This is a genomic window from Idiomarina sp. 017G, assembly GCF_004362265.1.
Classification (GTDB): domain Bacteria; phylum Pseudomonadota; class Gammaproteobacteria; order Enterobacterales; family Alteromonadaceae; genus Idiomarina; species Idiomarina loihiensis.
In genome coordinates, this window is record NZ_SNWT01000011.1 from 13846 (window position 1) to 33393 (window position 19548).

The window sequence follows — 19548 nt, forward strand, 5'->3', positions numbered from 1 at the left end:
TTTCCGCCCCCCAATCCACTCTTAAAAATACGGGATTTCTCGATCCTGGCGCGTCTATCGCTCAGGTAAAAGCACAGCTATAAGCTTTGGTTCGCTCATTGTTGTTACGACGCCGATCGTCGTCCTCGTTACGCTCTGATTCATAGCTTGGTCTGTGTTGAATCTAAAAATTCACAGTTTTTGAGAGTAACAATATGAAACTTTTAAGAAGAATGGCTTATTTAGGTGTTCTGACTGCAGTAGTGCCAAATGTTGTTAGTGCACAAGAGCCACTTTTGAATTTGCAAGAAGCAGTGAGTATCGCTGTACAAGAAGATCCTTGGTTAACGGCAAGTAAGCAAACCCAAGAGGCATTCGCGAGTGAAGCGATAGCCTCTTCCAGTTTGCCTGACCCTAAAATATCATTCACGGCTGCCAGTTTCCCTGTTGACAGTTTTAGTTCAAGACAGGAAGGGATGACCCAGTTAGTCGTCGGTGTTTCACAAGCATTTCCCAGAGGAGACACTTTATCGTTGTCTCGTAAGCAGAAAAACCAATTAGCTCAAAAACAACCGTTTTTGAGAGCGGATCGCATTGCTAAAGTCAAAACAACGGTCACTAAGTTGTGGTTAGATGTCTTTTTCTCTCAGCAAAGTATCCGCTTGATTGAATCGGATAGAGCGCTTTTTGAACAGTTAGTGTCAACCGCTAAGGCGAGTTATACCAGTACCGAGGGAAAAGCACGGCAGCAAGATGTTATTAGAGCCCAACTTGAACTTACACGCCTGGATGATCGGTTGACATTACTGCGACAAAAAGAGGAGCGACTTCAAAGCGAACTGTCGGAATGGATAGGTGTTATAGCGAAATCAAGGTTACCGGATGACCTTCCGAGTCTTACGCTGAAGAAGACATTGCTATCACCTTCGACAATACCGAAACAAGCCTTGTACGAATTGATAAAAGAACACCCGGTTTTGCAAGCGACCGATCAAGACATTTTGGCGTCGGATACGTCTGTCGAGCTCGCTCAGCAAGGTTATAAACCGCAATGGTCAGCCAATCTGAAATATGGCCATAGAAACGACGATCCAAGCGGCAATGACCGTGCCAACTTGCTGTCAGCCGGGGTTACGTTCGATGTCCCTTTATTTACTGATAACAAACAGGATAAGCAGGTACGCTCAGCAAAGTTTAGAACGGAAGCGAAAAAAACTGAGAAGTTATTGGTTGCCAGGCAGTTAATAGCCAATTTACGCAGTACGTTTTTACAACTGAACCGTTTGAATGAACGTGCTGCCCTATATCACGAAGAGCTACTTCCACAAATGTCCGCCCAGTCTGAAGCCGCATTGACTGCCTACAACAATGATGATGGCGACTTTGCCGAGGCGGTACGGTCACAGATTGCGGAAGTCAACGCAAAAATTGATGCATTAGCGATCGCCATCAACCGCCAAAAGCTGATTGCCGAAGCAAACTACTTATTATTTTCAGGAGTTTAAAATGAAAACAGTCACTAAATCTCTTATAAGTTTAGCTGTAGGATTTGCGGTTGGCGCTGGCGCTATTGGCTACTTAATGCAGTCAACTGCGGGCTCCGCTGGTTCATCGGATAATGCCAAAAAAGAGCCGTTATATTGGGTGGCTCCGATGGATCCAAATTATCGCAGAGACAAGCCTGGAAAGTCTCCAATGGGGATGGACCTTATTCCGTTCTATGGCGATGATGGGGGAGAGAGTTCACCAGGTACTGTGAGAATCGATCCCGATGTTATTAACAACCTTGGGGTTACAACTGCAACCGTCACGTCCTCGAGACTCAACCTGGATATCGAAACAGTTGGCTATGTTCAGTTTGATGAGAACCGAGTATTAACAGTAAGCCCTCGTGTTGAAGGCTGGATTGAAAACCTTTTTGTAAAAGCGGTCGGTAACTCGGTTAAAGCAGGCCAACCTTTATACAGTATTTACTCCCCGGAAATGGTTAATGCTCAAGAGGAGCTTGTACTGGCCTCGCAGCGAGGTAATCAGGTTCTAATAGACGCTGCTGAAGAACGCTTAAGAGCCCTGCAAGTCTCTGAATCTGAGATTAAGAAGTTAAAAGAGACTCATAAAATTCAGAAAACAATTACGGTAAAAGCAAAGCAGTCAGGGGTATTGGATAAACTGACTGTGCGTGAAGGTGCGTTTGTAAAGCCGAGTATGAATTTAATGACGATCGCCCAACTGGATAAAATATGGGTTATTGCAGAAGTCTTTGAGCGGCAACTGAACCAAGTTGAGGTAGGTAATAAAGTTCAAATGGATCTTGAGTATGCTCCGGGTAAAGACTGGGAAGGAAAGGTTGATTACGTCTATCCGTCGCTTAACCCTAAAACTCGGACGGGACAAGTTCGAATTCACTTCGACAACCCAGATGGTTTTTTAAAACCGGGCATGTTTGCGAATCTTAACATTAAGGCTGGTTTAGGCGACAAAAACTTAATCATCCCTAAAGAAGCGCTTATCCGAATGGGTGGTTCGAACCGAGTTGTACTGGCACTGGGTGATGGGAAATTTAAATCAGTTAATGTTGACGTTGGGCGGTTAGGGAGCTCGCGAGTTGAAATTTTATCGGGTCTTATGGCAGGTGATGACATCGTTACTTCAGCTCAGTTTTTGATTGATTCTGAGTCCAGTAAATCCTCTGACTTTAAGCGCATGCAACATGACACTCATGCCGATAACGAGAGCCATGGCAGCATGTCAAGTGACTCAGCAGCCCAAGCTGTCTGGGTTGAAGCAACCGTTAAAAGTGTTATGCCTCAGCACTCGATGGTTACGCTGGAGCACGGTGAGATTTCTGAGTGGGACTGGCCTGCAATGACGATGGACTTCGATGTTGCGTCTGATGTTGAACTTTCTAAGCTTAGCACGGGTTTATCCTTGCATGCGGAGATAACGCAAGTCGGCGAGCAACGGTACCAGCTCACATCTATTCATATTCCTGAGCAAGAACAAGTGACAGAGCAGGAGCATAGCCATGATTAAGTCAGTCATTCGATGGTCAGTGAGCAACCGTTTTTTCGTTCTTCTGGCGACATTAATCCTCGTGGGTGTTGGTGCTTTTGCGGTCAAGAATACGCCAGTAGATGCCCTGCCGGACTTGTCGGATGTCCAGGTGATTATTAAAACCAGCTATCCGGGTCAAGCGCCGCAAGTAGTAGAAGATCAAGTGACCTATCCATTAACGACAGCTATGTTGTCTGTGCCGGGAGCTAAAACCGTTCGTGGATATTCGTTTTTCGGCGACTCCTATGTGTATGTCATTTTTGACGAGGATACGGACGCTTACTGGGCACGTTCGCGAGTGCTTGAATATTTATCTCAGGTTGCTCCCACATTGCCTTCTAATGCAAGACCACAATTAGGCCCTGATGCAACAGGGGTTGGTTGGGTGTATTTGTATGCCTTGGTTGATCGTACGGGAAATCACAATTTGGGTGAGTTACGCAGTATGCAGGACTGGTTTTTAAAGTATGAACTGCAAACGGTCGAAGGAGTTTCGGAAGTTGCTGCCCTGGGCGGGATGGTAAAGCAGTACCAGGTGAAAGTTGATCCGGAGAAGCTGCGCGCATTCGATATTCCCCTTGCTCACATACAAAATGCTATCCAGCGAGGCAATCAGGAAGTGGGGGCTTCGGTGGTTGAGATGGCGGAAGCTGAGTATATGGTTCGGGCCTCAGGCTATATTGACGGTGTGTCAGACTTAGAGAGTATTCCGCTTGGCGTTGATGAAAATGGCACGCCATTATTGCTTAAAGATGTTGCTGATGTGGGCGTGGGCCCCCAAATGAGGCGTGGTATAGCCGAACTCAACGGTGAAGGAGAAGCAGTCGGTGGCATTGTTGTAATGCGCTTCGGAGAGAATGCCCAAAAAACGATTGATGGCGTTAAACAAAAGTTGGAGGAATTAAAATCTGGGCTACCAGAGGGTGTCGATATAGTCACTGTCTATGACCGTTCGGGGCTTATCTCGGATGCCGTGGAAAGTCTCTGGAAAAGTTTAATCGAAGAACTCGCGATTGTCGCGTTTATCTGTGTCATATTTCTTTTTCATGTGCGCTCCTCGCTGGTTGCTGTTATCAGCTTACCTTTGGGTATTTTAACCGCGTTTATTGTTATGTATTGGCAGGGAATTAACGCGAACATTATGTCGCTTGGGGGGATCGCAATTGCTATTGGGGCTATGCTCGATGGCGCCATAGTCATGATTGAAAATATGCATAAGCATATGGAAAAAACGCCACTGACACCAGAGAACCGCTGGCGGGTGGTTGCGGCCTCTGCTTCAGAGGTAGGCCCTGCACTTTTCTTTAGCTTGCTCATTATTACCGTCAGCTTCATGCCGGTGTTCACCTTAGAAGCACAGGAAGGACGGATGTTTTCTCCGCTTGCTTTCACGAAAACCTATGCAATGGCAGCCAGTGCAGCGTTAGCGGTTACCGTTATCCCTGTGTTGATGGGGTACTTTATCAGAGGAAAAGTAACACCTGAAGGAAAAAACCCGCTTAACCGGTTATTGATCGCCGGGTATAAACCGCTTTTAAAAGGCATTTTGAAATACCCAAAGACAACAGTTGTGGGAGCGCTTGTTATCCTGGCCGTCGGTATCTGGCCGATTGACAAAATTGGTAGTGAATTTATTCCAGATTTGGATGAGGGCGATTTGATGTATATGCCAACTACCTATCCGGGGTTATCAATTGGTAAAGCAAGAGAGCTCTTACAGCAAACCGACAAGCTAATAAAAACAGTACCGGAAGTGAAGACGGTTTTTGGCAAAATTGGCCGAGCAGATACCGCCACCGACCCGGCACCCTTAACGATGATTGAAACCTTTATTCAACTGAAACCGAAAGATCAGTGGCGAGACGGTATGACCACTGAGAAGTTGAAAAAAGAACTGGATGCGCTTGTAAAGTTTCCGGGGCTGACAAATGCGTGGGTTTACCCCATTAAAACTCGCATTGATATGCTATCGACAGGTATCAAAACGCCGGTAGGTATAAAAGTTGCCGGAGCTGATCTTAATGAAATTCAGAAGATCGGCCAGCAGCTTGAAACAATACTTGAAGATGTCGATGGTACGGCTTCTGTTTATTCAGAGCGAGTGGCAGGTGGACGCTATGTCAAAGTTGACATAAAAAGGGAGCAGGCTGCACGTTATGGCTTGAACATTGAGGATGTTCAGCAGGTTGTTGCCACGGCTATTGGTGGAATGAATGTTTCAGAGACCATTGAAGGGCTTGAACGATACCCAATAAACTTGCGCTACCCTCAAGATTACCGTGATTCGCCGGAAGAATTAAAAAAGCTACCTTTAGTTACGCCAAATGGACAGCGCATTAGTTTGGCGGATGTAGCTGATGTCTACGTCGAACTCGGACCGCCGGCAATTAAAAGCGAAAACGCAAGGCTCAATGGCTGGACTTTTGTCGACATTGAGGGTGTTGATGTCGGCACTTATGTTGAAAAAGCAATGAAGGTCGTAGATCAAAAAATTGAGTTGCCTGCAGGGTATTCAGTCACCTGGTCCGGGCAGTACGAATATATGGAAAGAGCCAAGGAAAAGTTAACTTACGTTATTCCGTTAACACTCGCGATTATTATCGTTCTTTTATATATGAACTTTCGAAATGCTACGGAAATCGCGATCATACTGGGGACCTTGCCTCTTGCGTTGGTCGGCTCAATTTGGCTGATGTATCTTTTAGATTATAACTTCTCAGTTGCGGTAGCGGTTGGCTTCATCGCGCTAGCGGGGGTTACTGTAGAAATAGGGATATTAATGCTGACTTACCTTAATCAGTCCTATAATGAATACGAACAAGGCCAGTTAGAGCAAGGTAAAGCTTTGACTAAAGACGGCATTTCTCGCGCTGTAATGGAAGGGGCTGGGCTTCGTGTTCGTCCCGTTATGATGACGGCGGTTTCTACCATCGCTGGTCTATTGCCTATCATGTTCAGTACAGGGACTGGCGCTGAGGTGGTTAGCAGAATAGCCGCCCCAATGGTTGGAGGAATGATAAGCGCTGTTATTCTGACCTTGCTAGTGTTACCCGCTGTTTACTACTTGTGGCGCGGGCAGAAGGTTAAGTGTGTATAAGACCGATTATTTTGGTTAAGAGCTGCACACCATTGATTAAGATCAATGGTGTGCGCTAATAAGTATGCTAGGTTAAAATTTGGGGTTGGGAGAACACATATGGTTCAAACAAAATTGTTAGTTGTGCTTATGCTGGGAATAGTGATTCAGCTATCCTTCCCAGCTGCTCCTGCCCATAATACTGCCTCCAGCGCAGAGCACGTAATCAACGTTAATCAGACGGATGTTGCAAACGAAAGAAAAAACAACATGCACTGTGATGGCGATGAACAATCTGCCAGTAAAACGTGCTGTTACTGTTTAACAGATTCTGCAGATACATGTTTAATGGATGCGGAGTGCAACTCTGCAAGCTCTCCTTTAGTGTTAATCCCATTCAATTTCCCCATAAAGTCAACTGGCTATTTGCAGTTCCCGCTGTCATATGAAGGGAACGTTAAGCAAATGTCTTTTGATATTTTTTATCCTCCGAAATAGCGCCTGCTAAATTTCAAGTAATACTTTTTTCGAAATTTAATCATGCCGTATGCGCCCCTAAGTTAAGGGACTTAAGGCGTGTAGGAGGATATATGAACCTATCTAAAATAACTGCTATTTTTGATCAATTGCGACAAGACGCAGTGGAAGAGGCTCTGGTCGGTTGTGGCGTTAGCGGCTTTACGTTGTTTCCCGTGCGAGGACGAGGTTACTACTTTGATAGTTATAACGATGATCACTTAGTTGATCACGTACAGCTCGAAGTTTATGTGAACAGTGATGACGCGCGCGACGTTGCGTTTTTGGTAGTTGAAGCGGCCCATACTGGGGTACCTAACGAGGGATTAGTCTCTATCTCGCCAATCGATGAATTGATTTGGGTTCACGACAAACGAGCAGCGACTGATAAAGAACTCTCGTTACAACGCTAATATCGCGCCAACATCGACCTGAAGTATATTAATAGTTTTAATAAATAGGACAGTACTGATGTCAACTAACGATCATAGAGCCGGAGTGCGTGAAATTAACTTAGTCAATCGCACGTTAAAGCTAAACACTGAGAGTGTGAAAGAAGTTCGCGAAGCGATTAACGAAATCGATCTCTTGGTTGGTCTTGATAGCGTTGCCTACGACTCTGAACATAACTTGTTATCGGTCGCTTATGATGCCTCTAAAGTCGATTTGAACGTGATAGAGGGAAAGCTCGGAAAGTTTGGTATTGAAATAAATAATGGCTGGTGGACTCATTTGAAAGAGGAATACTACAAATTTATTGATCAAAATATTAAGGATAATGCGGAGCATACACCGTGGAGTTGTCACAGAAGTCCGCCAGGTGCCAAGAACAAACGAAAGTAACGTTTAATTATAGGTAAGGAGTCAAAAATGCAAATAGAAACAATCAAAGATGTGTTGAGTTGGACCGTTGATTTCCACAAAAACCTAAAGGAGTGTGTCACTCACTGCTCTAAACAGAACCAAGATGAACGAGCTCGGATGATTCTAAACTACGTGTCGGGTCATGAAGCGAGCTTAGCGCGAATGGTCGACGGCTTCAGGAATACAGCAAACCGGAATGCATTAGACACTTGGTGTTATGACTATATTGGGAAACACCCCATCGTTGAGCATGGGCACTGCGATTCGCCTTTTAAAGAGTTAGATACCGATCACATTATGGAGAAGATTGTAAACCATCATGAGCAAGTCATAGAGCTTTATGAGCACTTATATTCCCGTGTTGATATTGACAGCGCAAAAGAGCTGTTAGAGACGGTAAAAAACGTTGAAGAAAATGAAATTAAACGAATGGTGCAAACTGCGAATCGATTTTCAGATATGTAGTGAGTGAAAATTTTATCGTTGGTACTTTGCGGGAAGTAGCCGTTGCTTGGCTGGTTTCCCGTAAATAAGGAGCACTGGTATGGGTGTAAAAACTGAAGACGTTCGTAGTAGTTCCATTGAGGAACTCATTATCGAGGGAGCCGGTTGCGCGAGTTGTGTTGGCAAAATCGAGAGTGCATTAAAGTCTGTATCCGGCGTGGAAAATGCAGAGATGAACTTTGCACAGCGAACGGTCAGTGTGACTGGAACAGCAAATCCGAGCGCTTTAGTGAAAGCGGTAGAGAAGGCGGGGTATAGCGCTAAAGTAGCCACTTCTGAAAGTGAAGATGATGCGTTGGCAGAAAAAGAACAAGCCGACTGGGCTTACTATAAGCGATTGATGCGTGAAATGACCGTTGCGTTGTCGTTAGGTGTGCCGTTGATGATTTACAGCCTTTTCGTTGGCGAAATGACGGTTACCACCACCACAGAACGTTTAGTATGGCTACTGGTGGGAATTTTGACCTTGGGCGTACTTTACTTTTCTGGTAAACACTTTTTCGTTGGTGCCTGGCAGTCCTTTAAAAACCATTCAGCGAATATGGACACGTTGATTGCACTTGGTACGGGAACCGCTTGGCTTTATTCCATGGTTGTTGTGTTAGTTCCGCATCTGGTTCCAGAGATGGCGCGTCATGTTTACTTCGAAGCATCCGCTATGATTATTGGATTGATCAATTTGGGGCTGGCACTTGAACTGAAGGCTCGGGGGCGTACGTCCGAAGCCATAAAGCGCCTTATTGGCTTACAAGCTAAAACAGCTCGTGTCGTCCGTGATGATAAACAGTTGGATATCCCTATTGAAGAGGTGCTCAAAGATGATGTGGTACGTGTTCGCCCCGGTGAAAAGATTCCTGTGGATGGTGAGGTAACTGAAGGACACACGGCCATTGATGAGTCCATGTTAACAGGGGAGCCAATGCCTGTGGAAAAGGCGGTCGGAGATACTGTTGCAGCAGGGACGATAAATAAGAGCGGCTCCATTTTGTTCAAAGCGAGACGTGTAGGAAAGGACACTGCTCTTGCTCAAATTATTAACATGGTGAAACGTGCTCAAAACTCCAAACCTCCGATAGGTCGTCTGGCTGACGTCATCTCCGCCTATTTTGTCCCCGTCGTTATGATTATTGCTGTTACTAGCGCATTGTTTTGGCTCAATTTTGGCCCAGATCCCGCGTTAGCTTTCGCAGTTGTATCGGCTACTACTGTGCTGATTATCGCCTGTCCCTGTGCATTAGGTCTTGCTACCCCTATGTCGGTGATGGTGGGTGTGGGGAAAGCTGCTGAAGCGGGTGTGCTTATTCGTAATGGTGAAGCGCTACAAACTGCGTCAAAGATATCGGCTATGATTCTGGATAAAACAGGCACGATTACTCTGGGCTCGCCTAAGGTCACTGATGTGTTAGTGGCGCGTGAGTATGACGAGCAGACGGTATTACGCCTTGCTGCGACGCTTGAATCAGGCTCTGAACATCCTTTGGCACAGGCGATAGTTGAGTCAGCTATGGAAAAAGGTATTGAAACAGGAAAAGTTTCTAATTTTAGCGCCATTGCGGGTCATGGCGTACAGGCAGAAGTAGAAGGTAAAACACTTCTTTTTGGTAATGAAAAATTGATGCGTGAGCGTAATATCGACTTGGGTAATTTTGTCGAAAAAGCTCAAGTTCTGGCTACCGAAGCTAAGACGCCTATGTACTTAACTGTCGATAACCAGCTGGCCGCAATCATCGCTGTAGCCGACCCTATAAAAGAAGACTCTATCGCTGCCATTAAACGTTTGAAGGACAATGGCATGCGGGTAGTGATGCTGACTGGCGATAATCGCGCAACTGCAAAAGCTGTTGCTAAAAAAGCCGGTATTGAAGAGTTTTTTGCTGAGGTTTTACCGGAAGAAAAGTCGGAAAAAGTTCAGGAACTTCAAATGGAAGGCGAAATCGTTGGCATGACAGGCGACGGTATCAACGACGCGCCAGCGTTGGCTATTGCCAATGTGGGGTTTGCTATTGGTACGGGCACGGACGTCGCTATTGAAAGTGCTGATATTACATTGATGCGTGGCTCGTTGCACGGGCTTGCCGATGCGGTCGCGGTAAGCAAGGCCACACTACGCAACATTAAGCAAAACTTATTTGGTGCTTTTATTTACAACGTGGCAGGTATTCCTTTTGCCGCAGGCGTTCTGTATCCATTTTTTGGAATGCTGTTGAGTCCGGTTATTGCAGGTGCAGCAATGGCTTTTTCTTCGCTTACGGTAGTGAGCAACGCTAACCGGTTACGCTTTTTTAAAGCCAAGAAACATTAATGCATCTTTTAACTGTGTCGTATTCAGGAGAATAAACATGTTATTTATTAATATTGCTGGTATCGCTTTGATAGCACTGATCGTCTGGTGGTTTTGGCTTTATAAACCTGCGGAGAGACAGGTGGAAGAAGGGGAGCTTGTCATTACCGTTGAAAACGGTACTTACTCGCCATCGCGAATAAAGATATCAAAAGGCAAGCCGACGGAGCTTAAGTTCCTGCGGAAAGATCAGTCCCCTTGCTCTGAAACTTTGCTTATTCCTGAAGTGGAAATCAGTGAAACGTTGCCTTCTAACAAATTAAAGCCAATTCAAATACCAGCACTGGAACCTGGAGAGTACGATTTTCATTGCCAGATGCAAATGTATCGGGGAAAGATAGTTGTCGGTTAAATGGCTTAAAACGTCCAGGTTACAATACGAACTTTAAAAGTTTTTCGTTAGCTTTGATGAAATTTAATTTCATCGAAGAAATTGAAGAATTCGGTGATGAATATCACCGTTATATGGAGTCTACGCCAGCGTGGGTTCCACGATTTAACTATAGTGAAATAACGTCAAATTAATGAGACCAATACAATTTGGTCGTAATCAAGAGGGGAATACAATGAAAAAAGTACTTTCAGCTTTAACGATCACAGCCTTAATGGCCTCACCTGTATTTGCTGACGCACAGCATAAACATGGTGATGATCAAAAAGGTTCAATGAGTGGAATGATGCACCATGAAAAAATGACATCAATGCATGAGCACATGCAGGAAATGCGCGACGCTATGAAAAAAATAAAAAGCGAATCTGACCCCAAGAAGCGTAAAGAACTCATGCAAAAACATATGGAGTCAATGCAGAAGGGAATGCAAATGATGAACCATGGGATGGATAAGGGCATGAATAAGGGAGAACATAAAAAGGGAGATCAAGCAGAGTCAACGGGCAAAGAGCATATGATGAAAAAAATGAAAATGATGGAGCATCGAATGGATATGATGCAAAAGATGATGGAGCAAATGATGGAACACCAAAGTGAGGAAAAGAAGCAGGGTAGTTAGGCGATATAAGGCATGTGCCTAAGCTTAAGTGCGGCTATTTATAGGAATAAATAGCCGCGTTTTTGATTTGCAATATTTTTAAGGAAAAAATGATGCAAATAAATTTGGCTCGGCCGCGGAGACTAGTTGGCTATTTAAGCGCTTTACGATTTCTGTTTAACGGTATTTTCAAGGCTTTCATTAAGGGAGGCCATTAAAGGACAATAAACAGCGCCCTGTTGGGCGCTGCATTGCTGAACCAGACCACTCAAAGCGCGTTCAATATGTTGTAAATGCGATAGTTTTTGCCTAACGCTAACGAGTTTTTGCTCTCCTAGCTCTCTAGCTTCATCACAATGAACGCCATCCTGCAGTTTTAATAGCTCTGCGATTTCATCCAGGCTAAAACCAAGCCATTGAGACGTGCGAATAAAGTGAAGTCGCTGTAACGCATGACTGTCGTAATGGCGAATCCCTCCGTACGGCTTTTCGGGCTCTGCCATTAACGCTCTTCGCTGATAATAACGAATTGTCTCGACATTTACGCCAGCGGCGGCGGCCAGCGTACCAATTGTCATCAGCTCTTTATTTTTTAACATAACGGTTGACTCCGTACCCAGATACGGCTTTAAGGTTAGCATAAATCAATACACTTATGCAGAGGATTATTGTTATGCCAAACTCCAAATCTGGACGAGGCTCTCTTATTGCGGGCGGCGCTGCAGCGTTATTGGCTTCAGCGTGTTGTTTGGGACCGCTGTTGTTACTCTCTCTCGGAGTGTCCGGTGCATGGATTGGAACCCTGACAGCACTTGAGCCATATCGTCCGGCATTCATTGCCATTGCACTGATTGCTTTGTTCTTCGCCTGGCGCCGGATATATCGTCCTGTTGGTAATTGCGGGCCAGACGATATTTGCGCAAGGCCAAAAGTGCGTGCGGGTTATAAAGTGACGTTCTGGCTGGTTGCAGTGCTTATATTAACCGCGATGTTATACCCCTATGTTGTACCTTTCTTTTATTAAGAGGCAATACACGATGAAAAAATTAATGACCACAACCTTATTGTTCTTATTGTTTAGCTTACCCACTTTAGCAGCTAAGCAAACCGTCACGTTATCGGTTCCCGGAATGACGTGTGTGACCTGTCCTATTACGGTGAAAGCGGCACTGAGACAGGTCGAAGGAGTTAACGCCGTCGACGTTCGTTATGAAGAGCGGGACGCAACGGTGACGTTCGACGATGCGAAAACCTCCGTTGAGGCGTTGACTCAAGCAACCACTGATGCGGGTTATCCATCCACATTGAAAAAAGCCTCGGTGACACAGGAGTAAGGTTTATGAGTGATAACAATCTGCATATTGCAGTGATTGGTAGCGGTGGCGCAGCCATGGCTGCCGCCTTGAAAGCGACTGAACACGGTGCCCGGGTGACACTAATTGAGCGTGGTACTATCGGCGGAACCTGTGTCAACATTGGCTGTGTTCCTTCTAAAATCATGATCCGGGCGGCTCACATTGCACACCTTCGCCGGGAAAGTCCGTTCGATGACGGCCTAAGCGCCCAGACACCGGAGGTGAACCGGCCGGCGCTATTGACTCAGCAGCAAGCACGGGTGGAGGAGCTGCGCGAGTCCAAGTACCAGAGTATTCTCAGCGACAATACCGCTATTACCGTTCTCAAAGGCGAGGCGCGGTTCGTTAGCGAGCGCACGCTGGCGGTTGCGCTCAGCGATGGTAACGAGCAAACCGTGACATTTGACCGGGCTTTCATCGGTACCGGCGCCCGACCGGCAATACCGGCTTTTCTCGGTTTGTCCGATACGCCTTACTTAACTTCAACAAGCGCGCTAGAGTTAACACATATCCCGGAGCGTTTTGCTGTTATCGGTGGTTCGGTGGTCGCACTCGAGCTTGCTCAGGCATTTAGTCGTCTTGGTAGTGACGTAACGGTTTTAGCACGCAGTCGGCTGTTATCGCAAAACGACGCGGATATCGGTGAAACCATCAATGCTGCTTTTCTCCGGGAAGGTATCAATGTGCTTGAAAATACTGAAGCGAGTCAGGTTGTGTATGATGGGCAAACATATACTCTGCAAACCAATCAAGGCGTACTACACGCTGATCAGCTTCTGGTGGCTACGGGGCGTACTCCGAATACTGAAATGTTGAATCTAGAGGCGCTTGGCGTTGACACTGAGCGCGGTGCGATAACGGTTGATAGCGGTATGCAAACCACTTGCTCAGACATATATGCGGCAGGCGACTGCACCAGTCAACCTCAGTTTGTTTACGTGGCTGCCGCGGGGGGCAATCGAGCGGCTATTAATATGACGGGCGGCGATGCCAGGCTTGATCTTAGTACCATGCCCGAGGTTATTTTTACCGACCCGCAAATTGCGACTGTTGGTCTTTCTGAGGCAGGCGCTGAAGCCCAGGGGTATGATGCCGATAGCCGCACACTGAATCTGGATAACGTGCCGCGAGCACTGGTCAATTTCGATACATTGGGGTTCATTAAAATCATCGCCGAGCGCAATAGCGGGCAACTGTTGGGTGTTCAGTGTGTGGCCGGAGAAGCGGGAGAACTGATTCAAACCGCAGCGATGGCACTTAGGGCTAAAATGACCGTTGATGAAGTTGCTGATGGGCTTTTCCCATACCTGACAATGGTGGAGGGTTTGAAACTCTGTGCCCAAACGTTCAGCAAAGATGTGGAACAACTGTCTTGTTGCGCGGGTTAAGTGTCATGGTCACTGCTCTGCATCTTGACCGCCGAGAATGCCCATTAGTTCTATTTTGCTATCATTAACCCGAAGGTAAATACTATCAACACCAAAAACACTTGCGGTAACCTCTACGAATATGATCGATGGTAGGATAGTTTGGTGGGTTGCTAGCTATTTTTTCGAATGGCTCAAATAAACGATAAAAATAGTTGCCGCCTGCCGTTCGCCAAACGTTAAGTAACCATAATTATAAATGCGGTTTGAATTCTTTCAGCATTTCTTCTGGAGATTGATCAGTAAATCCGTTTGCTTCCGCTGACTTGAGTTTTTCATTAATTGCTTTAGCACGGCGAATGAGATCGCTAACTAATTCGTTTTTGCTATTGTATTCACCGAACTCTTGCACGTGATGACAAAGCCAAAGACCACTTTGCTCGGTTAATGTAATACTTTGTCACGTGTTATATAGCGTGTTACTAAGGTTTTATCCGCAACACCCGGATATATCGGTTTTCTCGCCAGCTTTTACGGCTATAGCGTCTTTAATTATGCGAATAGCGGATCGCAAGACAATAATCGCTATAACGGTTGCAATGACTAAGTCAGGCCAAGCCATATTGAGTTGTGCCACTAACAAGGCCGAGACAATAACGCCGACGTTCATGATCATGTCATTGCGTGAACAGATCCAGCTGGCGCGGATGTTAATATCACCGTTTCGTGAGCTGTATAAAAGTGAAAAGCAAGCTACGTTTACAACGAGCGCCAGACCAGCAACCCATAACATCATATTGGCATTAGGGTCACTGCCAAATGCTAAGCGTTGAAACACATCGGCTAATACCAGTAACGCCAATAAGGTTTGCAGCGTGCCATTAAAAATGGCCGCATTGGATTTATATTTAATGGCTTTGCCAACGGCATGCAAACTGACGGCATAGACCAACGTATCGGCGAGCATATCTAGCGAATCGGCGATAAGCCCACTGGAATCGGCTAACCAACCGGCAATGAACTCAACGAAAAACATAACGCCATTAAGGACTAATACAGTCCACAACAACCGTCGCTGCGCTTTATCGGTGTGGGCTTGAACATTACTACTAGACGAACTGCCGCAGCAAGATGACATGTCACTTCCCTTAAGTTAATTAACCGTTGCCGTATTTCATCATACGTGGCGATGAGTTTCTTTACTGGTTTTCGCTGAAACTTGCGTAATAACAAGTAAAGAACGCGCAAATCGACGCAAAAATTTTAATTCGTAAATTCAGTGGGCTTATCACAGGTAATCCTATGTCGATTTTCGATGACCATATAATGCTGCTTCTTTATGTGCGAATTCGGGATGTTCAAACTCCAACGTCGAATGCATAATATTGAATCGCTCGTTGAGTACTGTTTTTATTTCTGCCTTTATGGACTCAATGCGATCCCAGCCTTTTTCGGTGAGTACGACGTGGGTGTCCAATGCTGCAATATTCTCTTGCATCTGCCAAAGGTGGATATGATGCACATCGTCTATTCCGTTGATATCGCGCAAGGCTTCGATGACCAACTCGCCATCTAATCCTGGCGGGCAACCCAGCATTAGCGTCCGGATTGGCTCGCCAATTTCAGTAAAAGAAAGGTAGAGAATATACACTGCGATACCGATTGTGATTGCCGCATCTACCCAATGGGCGTTGTAAAGAATGATAAGCGTACCGGAAATAACGACAGCGACCGAAGCTAACGCATCTGAGAGGTTGTGCAGGAATAAGGCTCGAATATTTACACTGCCTTTCTGTATCGAATAAGTGAGAAAGGCGGTTAAGGCATCTATTATCAGTGCTATCCCGGCGATAATAACTACAGTCCATCCAGCTACATCTGGTGGATCGATGAGTCTCATCCCACCTTCATAAATTAAGTAAAGTCCGATAATGATGAGCGTGGTGTAATTAATCAACGCAGCAACCACTTCTATTCTTTCATAGCCGAACGTCATGCGAGAGTCTGCGGGACGGCGTGCTATTTTACGCGCGGCGAATGCAATAATTAATGCCGCCATATCTGAGAAATTATGCAGTGCATCTGCAATGAGTGCTAAGCTACCAGAAAGAATGCCACCGATAATTTGCGCTATGGTTAAAAGGCCGTTAGCCCATATAGCGATGCCGACACGGCGGTCACCACTTTTAAAGTCTAAATGAGCATGACCGTCCTCTGATTTATGATTATGTGCCATGAAAAATCCTTATTTAAGTACGAGGGACAAACACAGTTGCCCCTCTTATTAATAACAAGTTAACTAACGACTTAAGTCCTTAATTTTTTGTTTTGAAAACCAGGGATAAAGCACCGGCAAAACTACCAACGTCAAAAAGGTTGCGGATACCAGGCCACCCACAATAACGGTAGCCAATGGCCGTTGAATTTCAGCACCCGCACCGGTTGCGAATAACATGGGTATAAGACCCAACGCTGAAGTAATAGCCGTCATTAGTACCGGGCGCAGTCGCGACCATGCGCCATCAAACACGGCATCGTTCAGTCGATGACCATCCGTTAGGCGCTGGTTTATGCTTTCAACTAACACCACACCGTTAAGTACGGCGACACCAAATAAGGTGATAAAGCCGACAGCACTTGGCACGGACAAATACTGGCCTGAGACAAATAGCGCGACAATTCCTCCAATAATGGCCAGTGGGACATTAACCAAAATCAACATCGCCTGACCCAGGGTTCCGAACGCAAAGTAAAGCAGTAACGCAATTAACGCCAAGGATATCGGCACCACAATGGATAGACGCTGTTGAGCTCGTTGCTGGCTCTCAAACTGACCACCAATATCAACGGAATAGCCGGTGGGTAACTCGACATTGTCATCAATTGTCTGACGAATATCGGCAACAACGCTGCCCATGTCACGACCTTGAACGTTGGATTGAATAACCACCCGGCGCTGTACGTCATCACGACGAATTTGTGGAGGGCCGGATTCAATCGAAACGTTAGCCACTTCACCCAGTGTTACCCAGGCACCCGATGGAGCTTGTAACCGAAGTGAACGTATTGACTCAGGGGTATCACGAAACGATTCAGCTAAACGAACGTAGATGTCGTAACGCTCATTTCCGCGAATGATTTGCCCGGCAATGGCCCCGCCAAGGCCATTATCGACCACGCTGAGCACATCCGTTACGTTCAGGCCATAGCGGGATAACTGACGTCGCTTAGGCGATACAACCAGCTGCGCCTCCCCTTTTATTTGCTCCATGGCAACAGCAACGGCACCATTCACCTGTTTTACTGCGTTCTCTATTTCCTGTCCTTTTGCGGCAAGCGTATCGAGTTCAGGACCAAATAATTTTATCGCAAGTTGCGATTTCACGCCGGACAAGAGTTCATCAACCCGTGTTGCGATAGGCTGTGAGAAGTTGAATAGCAACCCCGGATGATCATCCAGTTTCGCCTCCATTTTCTCCTGCAACGCATAGCGATCAGATGCAGTTGTCCATTCCGACTGCGGCTTAAGTCCTACGTAAATTTCAATGTTACTAATAGGCTCAGGGTCACCACCGATTTCGGCTCGACCAATGCGACTTAGCGCGTAGGTGGTTTCCGGAAACGACATTAAGATTTTTTCCAGTTTTGGGGCAACTTCTAACGCTGTTTCCAGGTTTGATGACGGAGCCAGAGTTACACGAATATTAATTGTGCCTTCCTCAAGCTCGGGAGCAAACTCGGTACCGAGTCGTGGTACCAGAAGTAACGCACCAATGAACAAAATAGCAGCGACGCTGACGATCAATTTTTTGCTGTGTAGTGCCCATGACAGCAGTCTTTTATAACCGGCATCCAGCGGTTTCAGTAGTTTATTCTCGCGGGGGCGAATGCCTTTACTGAAAAAGTAACTAGCAAGCGCTGGCACCACCATAAGGGCAACGAATACGGCTGAAACAATGGCCAACATAATGCTTATCGCCATAGGCTCAAACAGCTTAGCCTCAACGCCCTGAAAGCTAAATAGCGGCATAAAGACGACTAAAATGATCATGGCGGCGAAAAAGACGGGTCGTGCAACCTCATTTGCGGCTTCTTTTACGCGCAGTTTAACGCCATGACTGTCTAGCTTCGCAGCTTGCGGATCGGGGTCGTGATATTCGGTTCGCTGATTGGCCTCTTCATGGTGCTCGATATCCGGTCGGCTCAAGTGTTTAAAGATGTTTTCAACCATCACCACCGAGCCGTCGACCAGCATACCGATAGCGACAGCGATACCTCCTAACGACATGAGGTTTGCTGACATTCCCATTGCAGACATCACCATCAGTGCGATAGCAATGGAAACGGGGATGGATAACAGCACTAAGAAGGTGGCTCTCATATTGAGCAGAAATAATGCTAATACCGCAATAATGAAGACAAAGGCAATTAGCAGCGAATAGGCGACAGTCGACACGGCCTTCTGAATTAAGTCGGCTTGGTCGTAGTAAGGCTCAAAAGTCACCCCTTCAGGCAATGCCTGTTGAATAAGCGGAATGCGCTTTTTGATACCATCTATAGTTGCTTTGGTATTCGAGCCCATGCGTTTAAGTACAATGCCGGATACCACTTCGCCGAGCTGGTTGACTTCGCCATCCACTTTTCGTGACATGGATACTGCACCCTGACGGATTTCGCTGCCAATTTCCACAGCGGCCACCTGACCGAGCGTGACAGAGACACCATCAACCGTTTTTAACGGAATTTGGCGAAGCTGTTGCAGTCCCTCCTTACCACTGTCAATCCAGCCGGTGCCTCGAATCACTAACTGCTCCTGTCCACGCGGCATATACCAGCCACCGACGTTGCCATTATTTTTTTCTACGGCAGCCATCACGTCTTGTTGCGATAAGCCGTAGGAAAGCAATTTAGCGGGATTAATATTAACCTGATATTGCTTAACCTTACCGCCGAAAGAGAGTACCTCGGTAATACCCTCAACGGGCATAAGCAGCAGCTTAACCACGTAATCGTTTAAACTGCGCAATTCCATGCTACTAACGCCCGAGCCAGGCTCGGCCAGTAACCGGTATTGATAAACCTGCCCCAATCCCGAAGAATTAGGCCCCATTTCCGGGGTGCCGACACCGTCGGGTATCAGCTCTTTTGCGGCTTGTAATCGCTCAAAAACCAGTTGCCGGGCGAAGTAAATGTCGACACTTTCTTCGAATACGACGGTAATACCTGACAGACCGGTTTTTGATATCGACCGAACCTCTTTTACGTCGGGCAGTGCATACATGACCGACTCAATCGGATAGGTAATAAGCTGCTCGACTTCCGTTGCCGCCAACCCCGGTGCCTCGGTGTTAACGGTAACCTGCACGTTAGTGACATCCGGGAAGGCATCAAGATTGAGCTTCGGAATGACAAAAAACGACGCAATACTAATGCTGAATAATACCAATACCAATAACAGGCGATTGGCGACAGCAAACTGAATAATACGCTGAAACATACAACC

Annotated in this window: 18 protein-coding genes; 13 read left to right on the plus strand and 5 right to left on the minus strand. The window is 46.2% G+C overall.

All coding sequences use genetic code 11. From position 1 onward, the window contains the following. Window positions 1-194: 194 nt before the first annotated feature. From DEU30_RS12255 to DEU30_RS12300, 10 genes are all read left to right on the plus strand, one after another. Window positions 195-1484 carry a TolC family protein gene (locus DEU30_RS12255; RefSeq protein ID WP_227016389.1) on the plus strand — a complete coding sequence of 430 codons (1290 nt, stop codon included), beginning with the start codon at window positions 195-197 and terminating at the stop codon, window positions 1482-1484. A 1-nt stretch (window position 1485) separates the two neighbouring features. Beyond that, entirely contained in the window at window positions 1486-3012 is a 1527-nt protein-coding gene (locus DEU30_RS12260; RefSeq protein WP_114982385.1) for an efflux RND transporter periplasmic adaptor subunit, read from the plus strand. Further along, window positions 3005-6130, plus strand: coding sequence for an efflux RND transporter permease subunit (locus DEU30_RS12265; protein ID WP_114982384.1), 3126 nt, complete (start codon window positions 3005-3007; stop codon window positions 6128-6130). The genes DEU30_RS12260 and DEU30_RS12265 overlap by 8 nt, the downstream gene beginning before the upstream one ends. Before the next feature lie 99 nt (window positions 6131-6229). Next, complete coding sequence (locus DEU30_RS12270; RefSeq protein ID WP_114982383.1) at window positions 6230-6607, plus strand: hypothetical protein; 378 nt, start codon at window positions 6230-6232, stop codon at window positions 6605-6607. A gap of 92 nt (window positions 6608-6699) precedes the next feature. After that, window positions 6700-7038 (plus strand): P-II family nitrogen regulator, encoded by a 339-nt coding sequence (locus tag DEU30_RS12275; RefSeq protein ID WP_114982382.1) that lies wholly within the window; start codon window positions 6700-6702, stop codon window positions 7036-7038. 58 nt (window positions 7039-7096) lie between these two features. Beyond that, window positions 7097-7468, plus strand: a complete 372-nt coding sequence (locus DEU30_RS12280) for a cation transporter (protein WP_114982381.1) — start codon at window positions 7097-7099, stop codon at window positions 7466-7468. 27 nt (window positions 7469-7495) lie between these two features. Next, on the plus strand, window positions 7496-7954 hold the full coding sequence (locus DEU30_RS12285) for an ATPase (protein WP_114982380.1): 459 nt from the start codon (window positions 7496-7498) through the stop codon (window positions 7952-7954). A gap of 79 nt (window positions 7955-8033) precedes the next feature. Further along, a complete protein-coding gene (locus tag DEU30_RS12290) occupies window positions 8034-10295 on the plus strand; it encodes a heavy metal translocating P-type ATPase (protein ID WP_114982379.1) in 2262 nt (753 codons plus the stop codon). Between the two features lie 37 nt (window positions 10296-10332). Beyond that, window positions 10333-10686, plus strand: a complete 354-nt coding sequence (locus tag DEU30_RS12295) for a cupredoxin domain-containing protein (RefSeq protein WP_114982378.1) — start codon at window positions 10333-10335, stop codon at window positions 10684-10686. A gap of 214 nt (window positions 10687-10900) precedes the next feature. Next, window positions 10901-11344, plus strand: coding sequence for a hypothetical protein (locus DEU30_RS12300; RefSeq protein WP_227016388.1), 444 nt, complete (start codon window positions 10901-10903; stop codon window positions 11342-11344). Between the two features lie 143 nt (window positions 11345-11487). On the opposite strand, the gene merR is transcribed toward DEU30_RS12300, so the two are convergent. Next, a complete protein-coding gene (gene merR, locus DEU30_RS12305) occupies window positions 11488-11922 on the minus strand; it encodes an Hg(II)-responsive transcriptional regulator (protein ID WP_114982395.1) in 435 nt (144 codons plus the stop codon). Between the two features lie 74 nt (window positions 11923-11996). Here merR and merT point away from each other — a divergent pair, with 74 nt between their 5' ends. Genes merT through merA form a run of 3 tightly spaced genes read left to right on the plus strand, consistent with a single transcriptional unit; the run spans window position 11997 to window position 14066 of the window. Continuing rightward, a complete protein-coding gene (merT, locus tag DEU30_RS12310; protein ID WP_114982376.1) occupies window positions 11997-12347 on the plus strand; it encodes a mercuric ion transporter MerT in 351 nt (116 codons plus the stop codon). Between the two features lie 13 nt (window positions 12348-12360). After that, complete coding sequence (gene merP / locus DEU30_RS12315; protein ID WP_114982375.1) at window positions 12361-12657, plus strand: mercury resistance system periplasmic binding protein MerP; 297 nt, start codon at window positions 12361-12363, stop codon at window positions 12655-12657. Between the two features lie 5 nt (window positions 12658-12662). Beyond that, on the plus strand, window positions 12663-14066 hold the full coding sequence (gene merA / locus DEU30_RS12320; RefSeq protein WP_114982374.1) for a mercury(II) reductase: 1404 nt from the start codon (window positions 12663-12665) through the stop codon (window positions 14064-14066). Between the two features lie 232 nt (window positions 14067-14298). Here the strand turns inward: merA and DEU30_RS12330 are convergent, their stop codons facing one another. The 4 genes from DEU30_RS12330 to DEU30_RS12345 form a co-directional block, all read right to left on the minus strand. Next, window positions 14299-14457, minus strand: coding sequence for a hypothetical protein (locus DEU30_RS12330; RefSeq protein WP_227016387.1), 159 nt, complete (start codon window positions 14455-14457; stop codon window positions 14299-14301). A gap of 78 nt (window positions 14458-14535) precedes the next feature. Next, window positions 14536-15183, minus strand: a complete 648-nt coding sequence (locus DEU30_RS12335; RefSeq protein WP_114982372.1) for a cation diffusion facilitator family transporter — start codon at window positions 15181-15183, stop codon at window positions 14536-14538. A 162-nt stretch (window positions 15184-15345) separates the two neighbouring features. Then, on the minus strand, window positions 15346-16281 hold the full coding sequence (locus tag DEU30_RS12340) for a cation diffusion facilitator family transporter (RefSeq protein ID WP_114982371.1): 936 nt from the start codon (window positions 16279-16281) through the stop codon (window positions 15346-15348). A gap of 63 nt (window positions 16282-16344) precedes the next feature. Beyond that, window positions 16345-19542 carry a CusA/CzcA family heavy metal efflux RND transporter gene (locus DEU30_RS12345; RefSeq protein WP_114982370.1) on the minus strand — a complete coding sequence of 1066 codons (3198 nt, stop codon included), beginning with the start codon at window positions 19540-19542 and terminating at the stop codon, window positions 16345-16347. Between the last annotated feature and the right edge of the window lie 6 nt (window positions 19543-19548).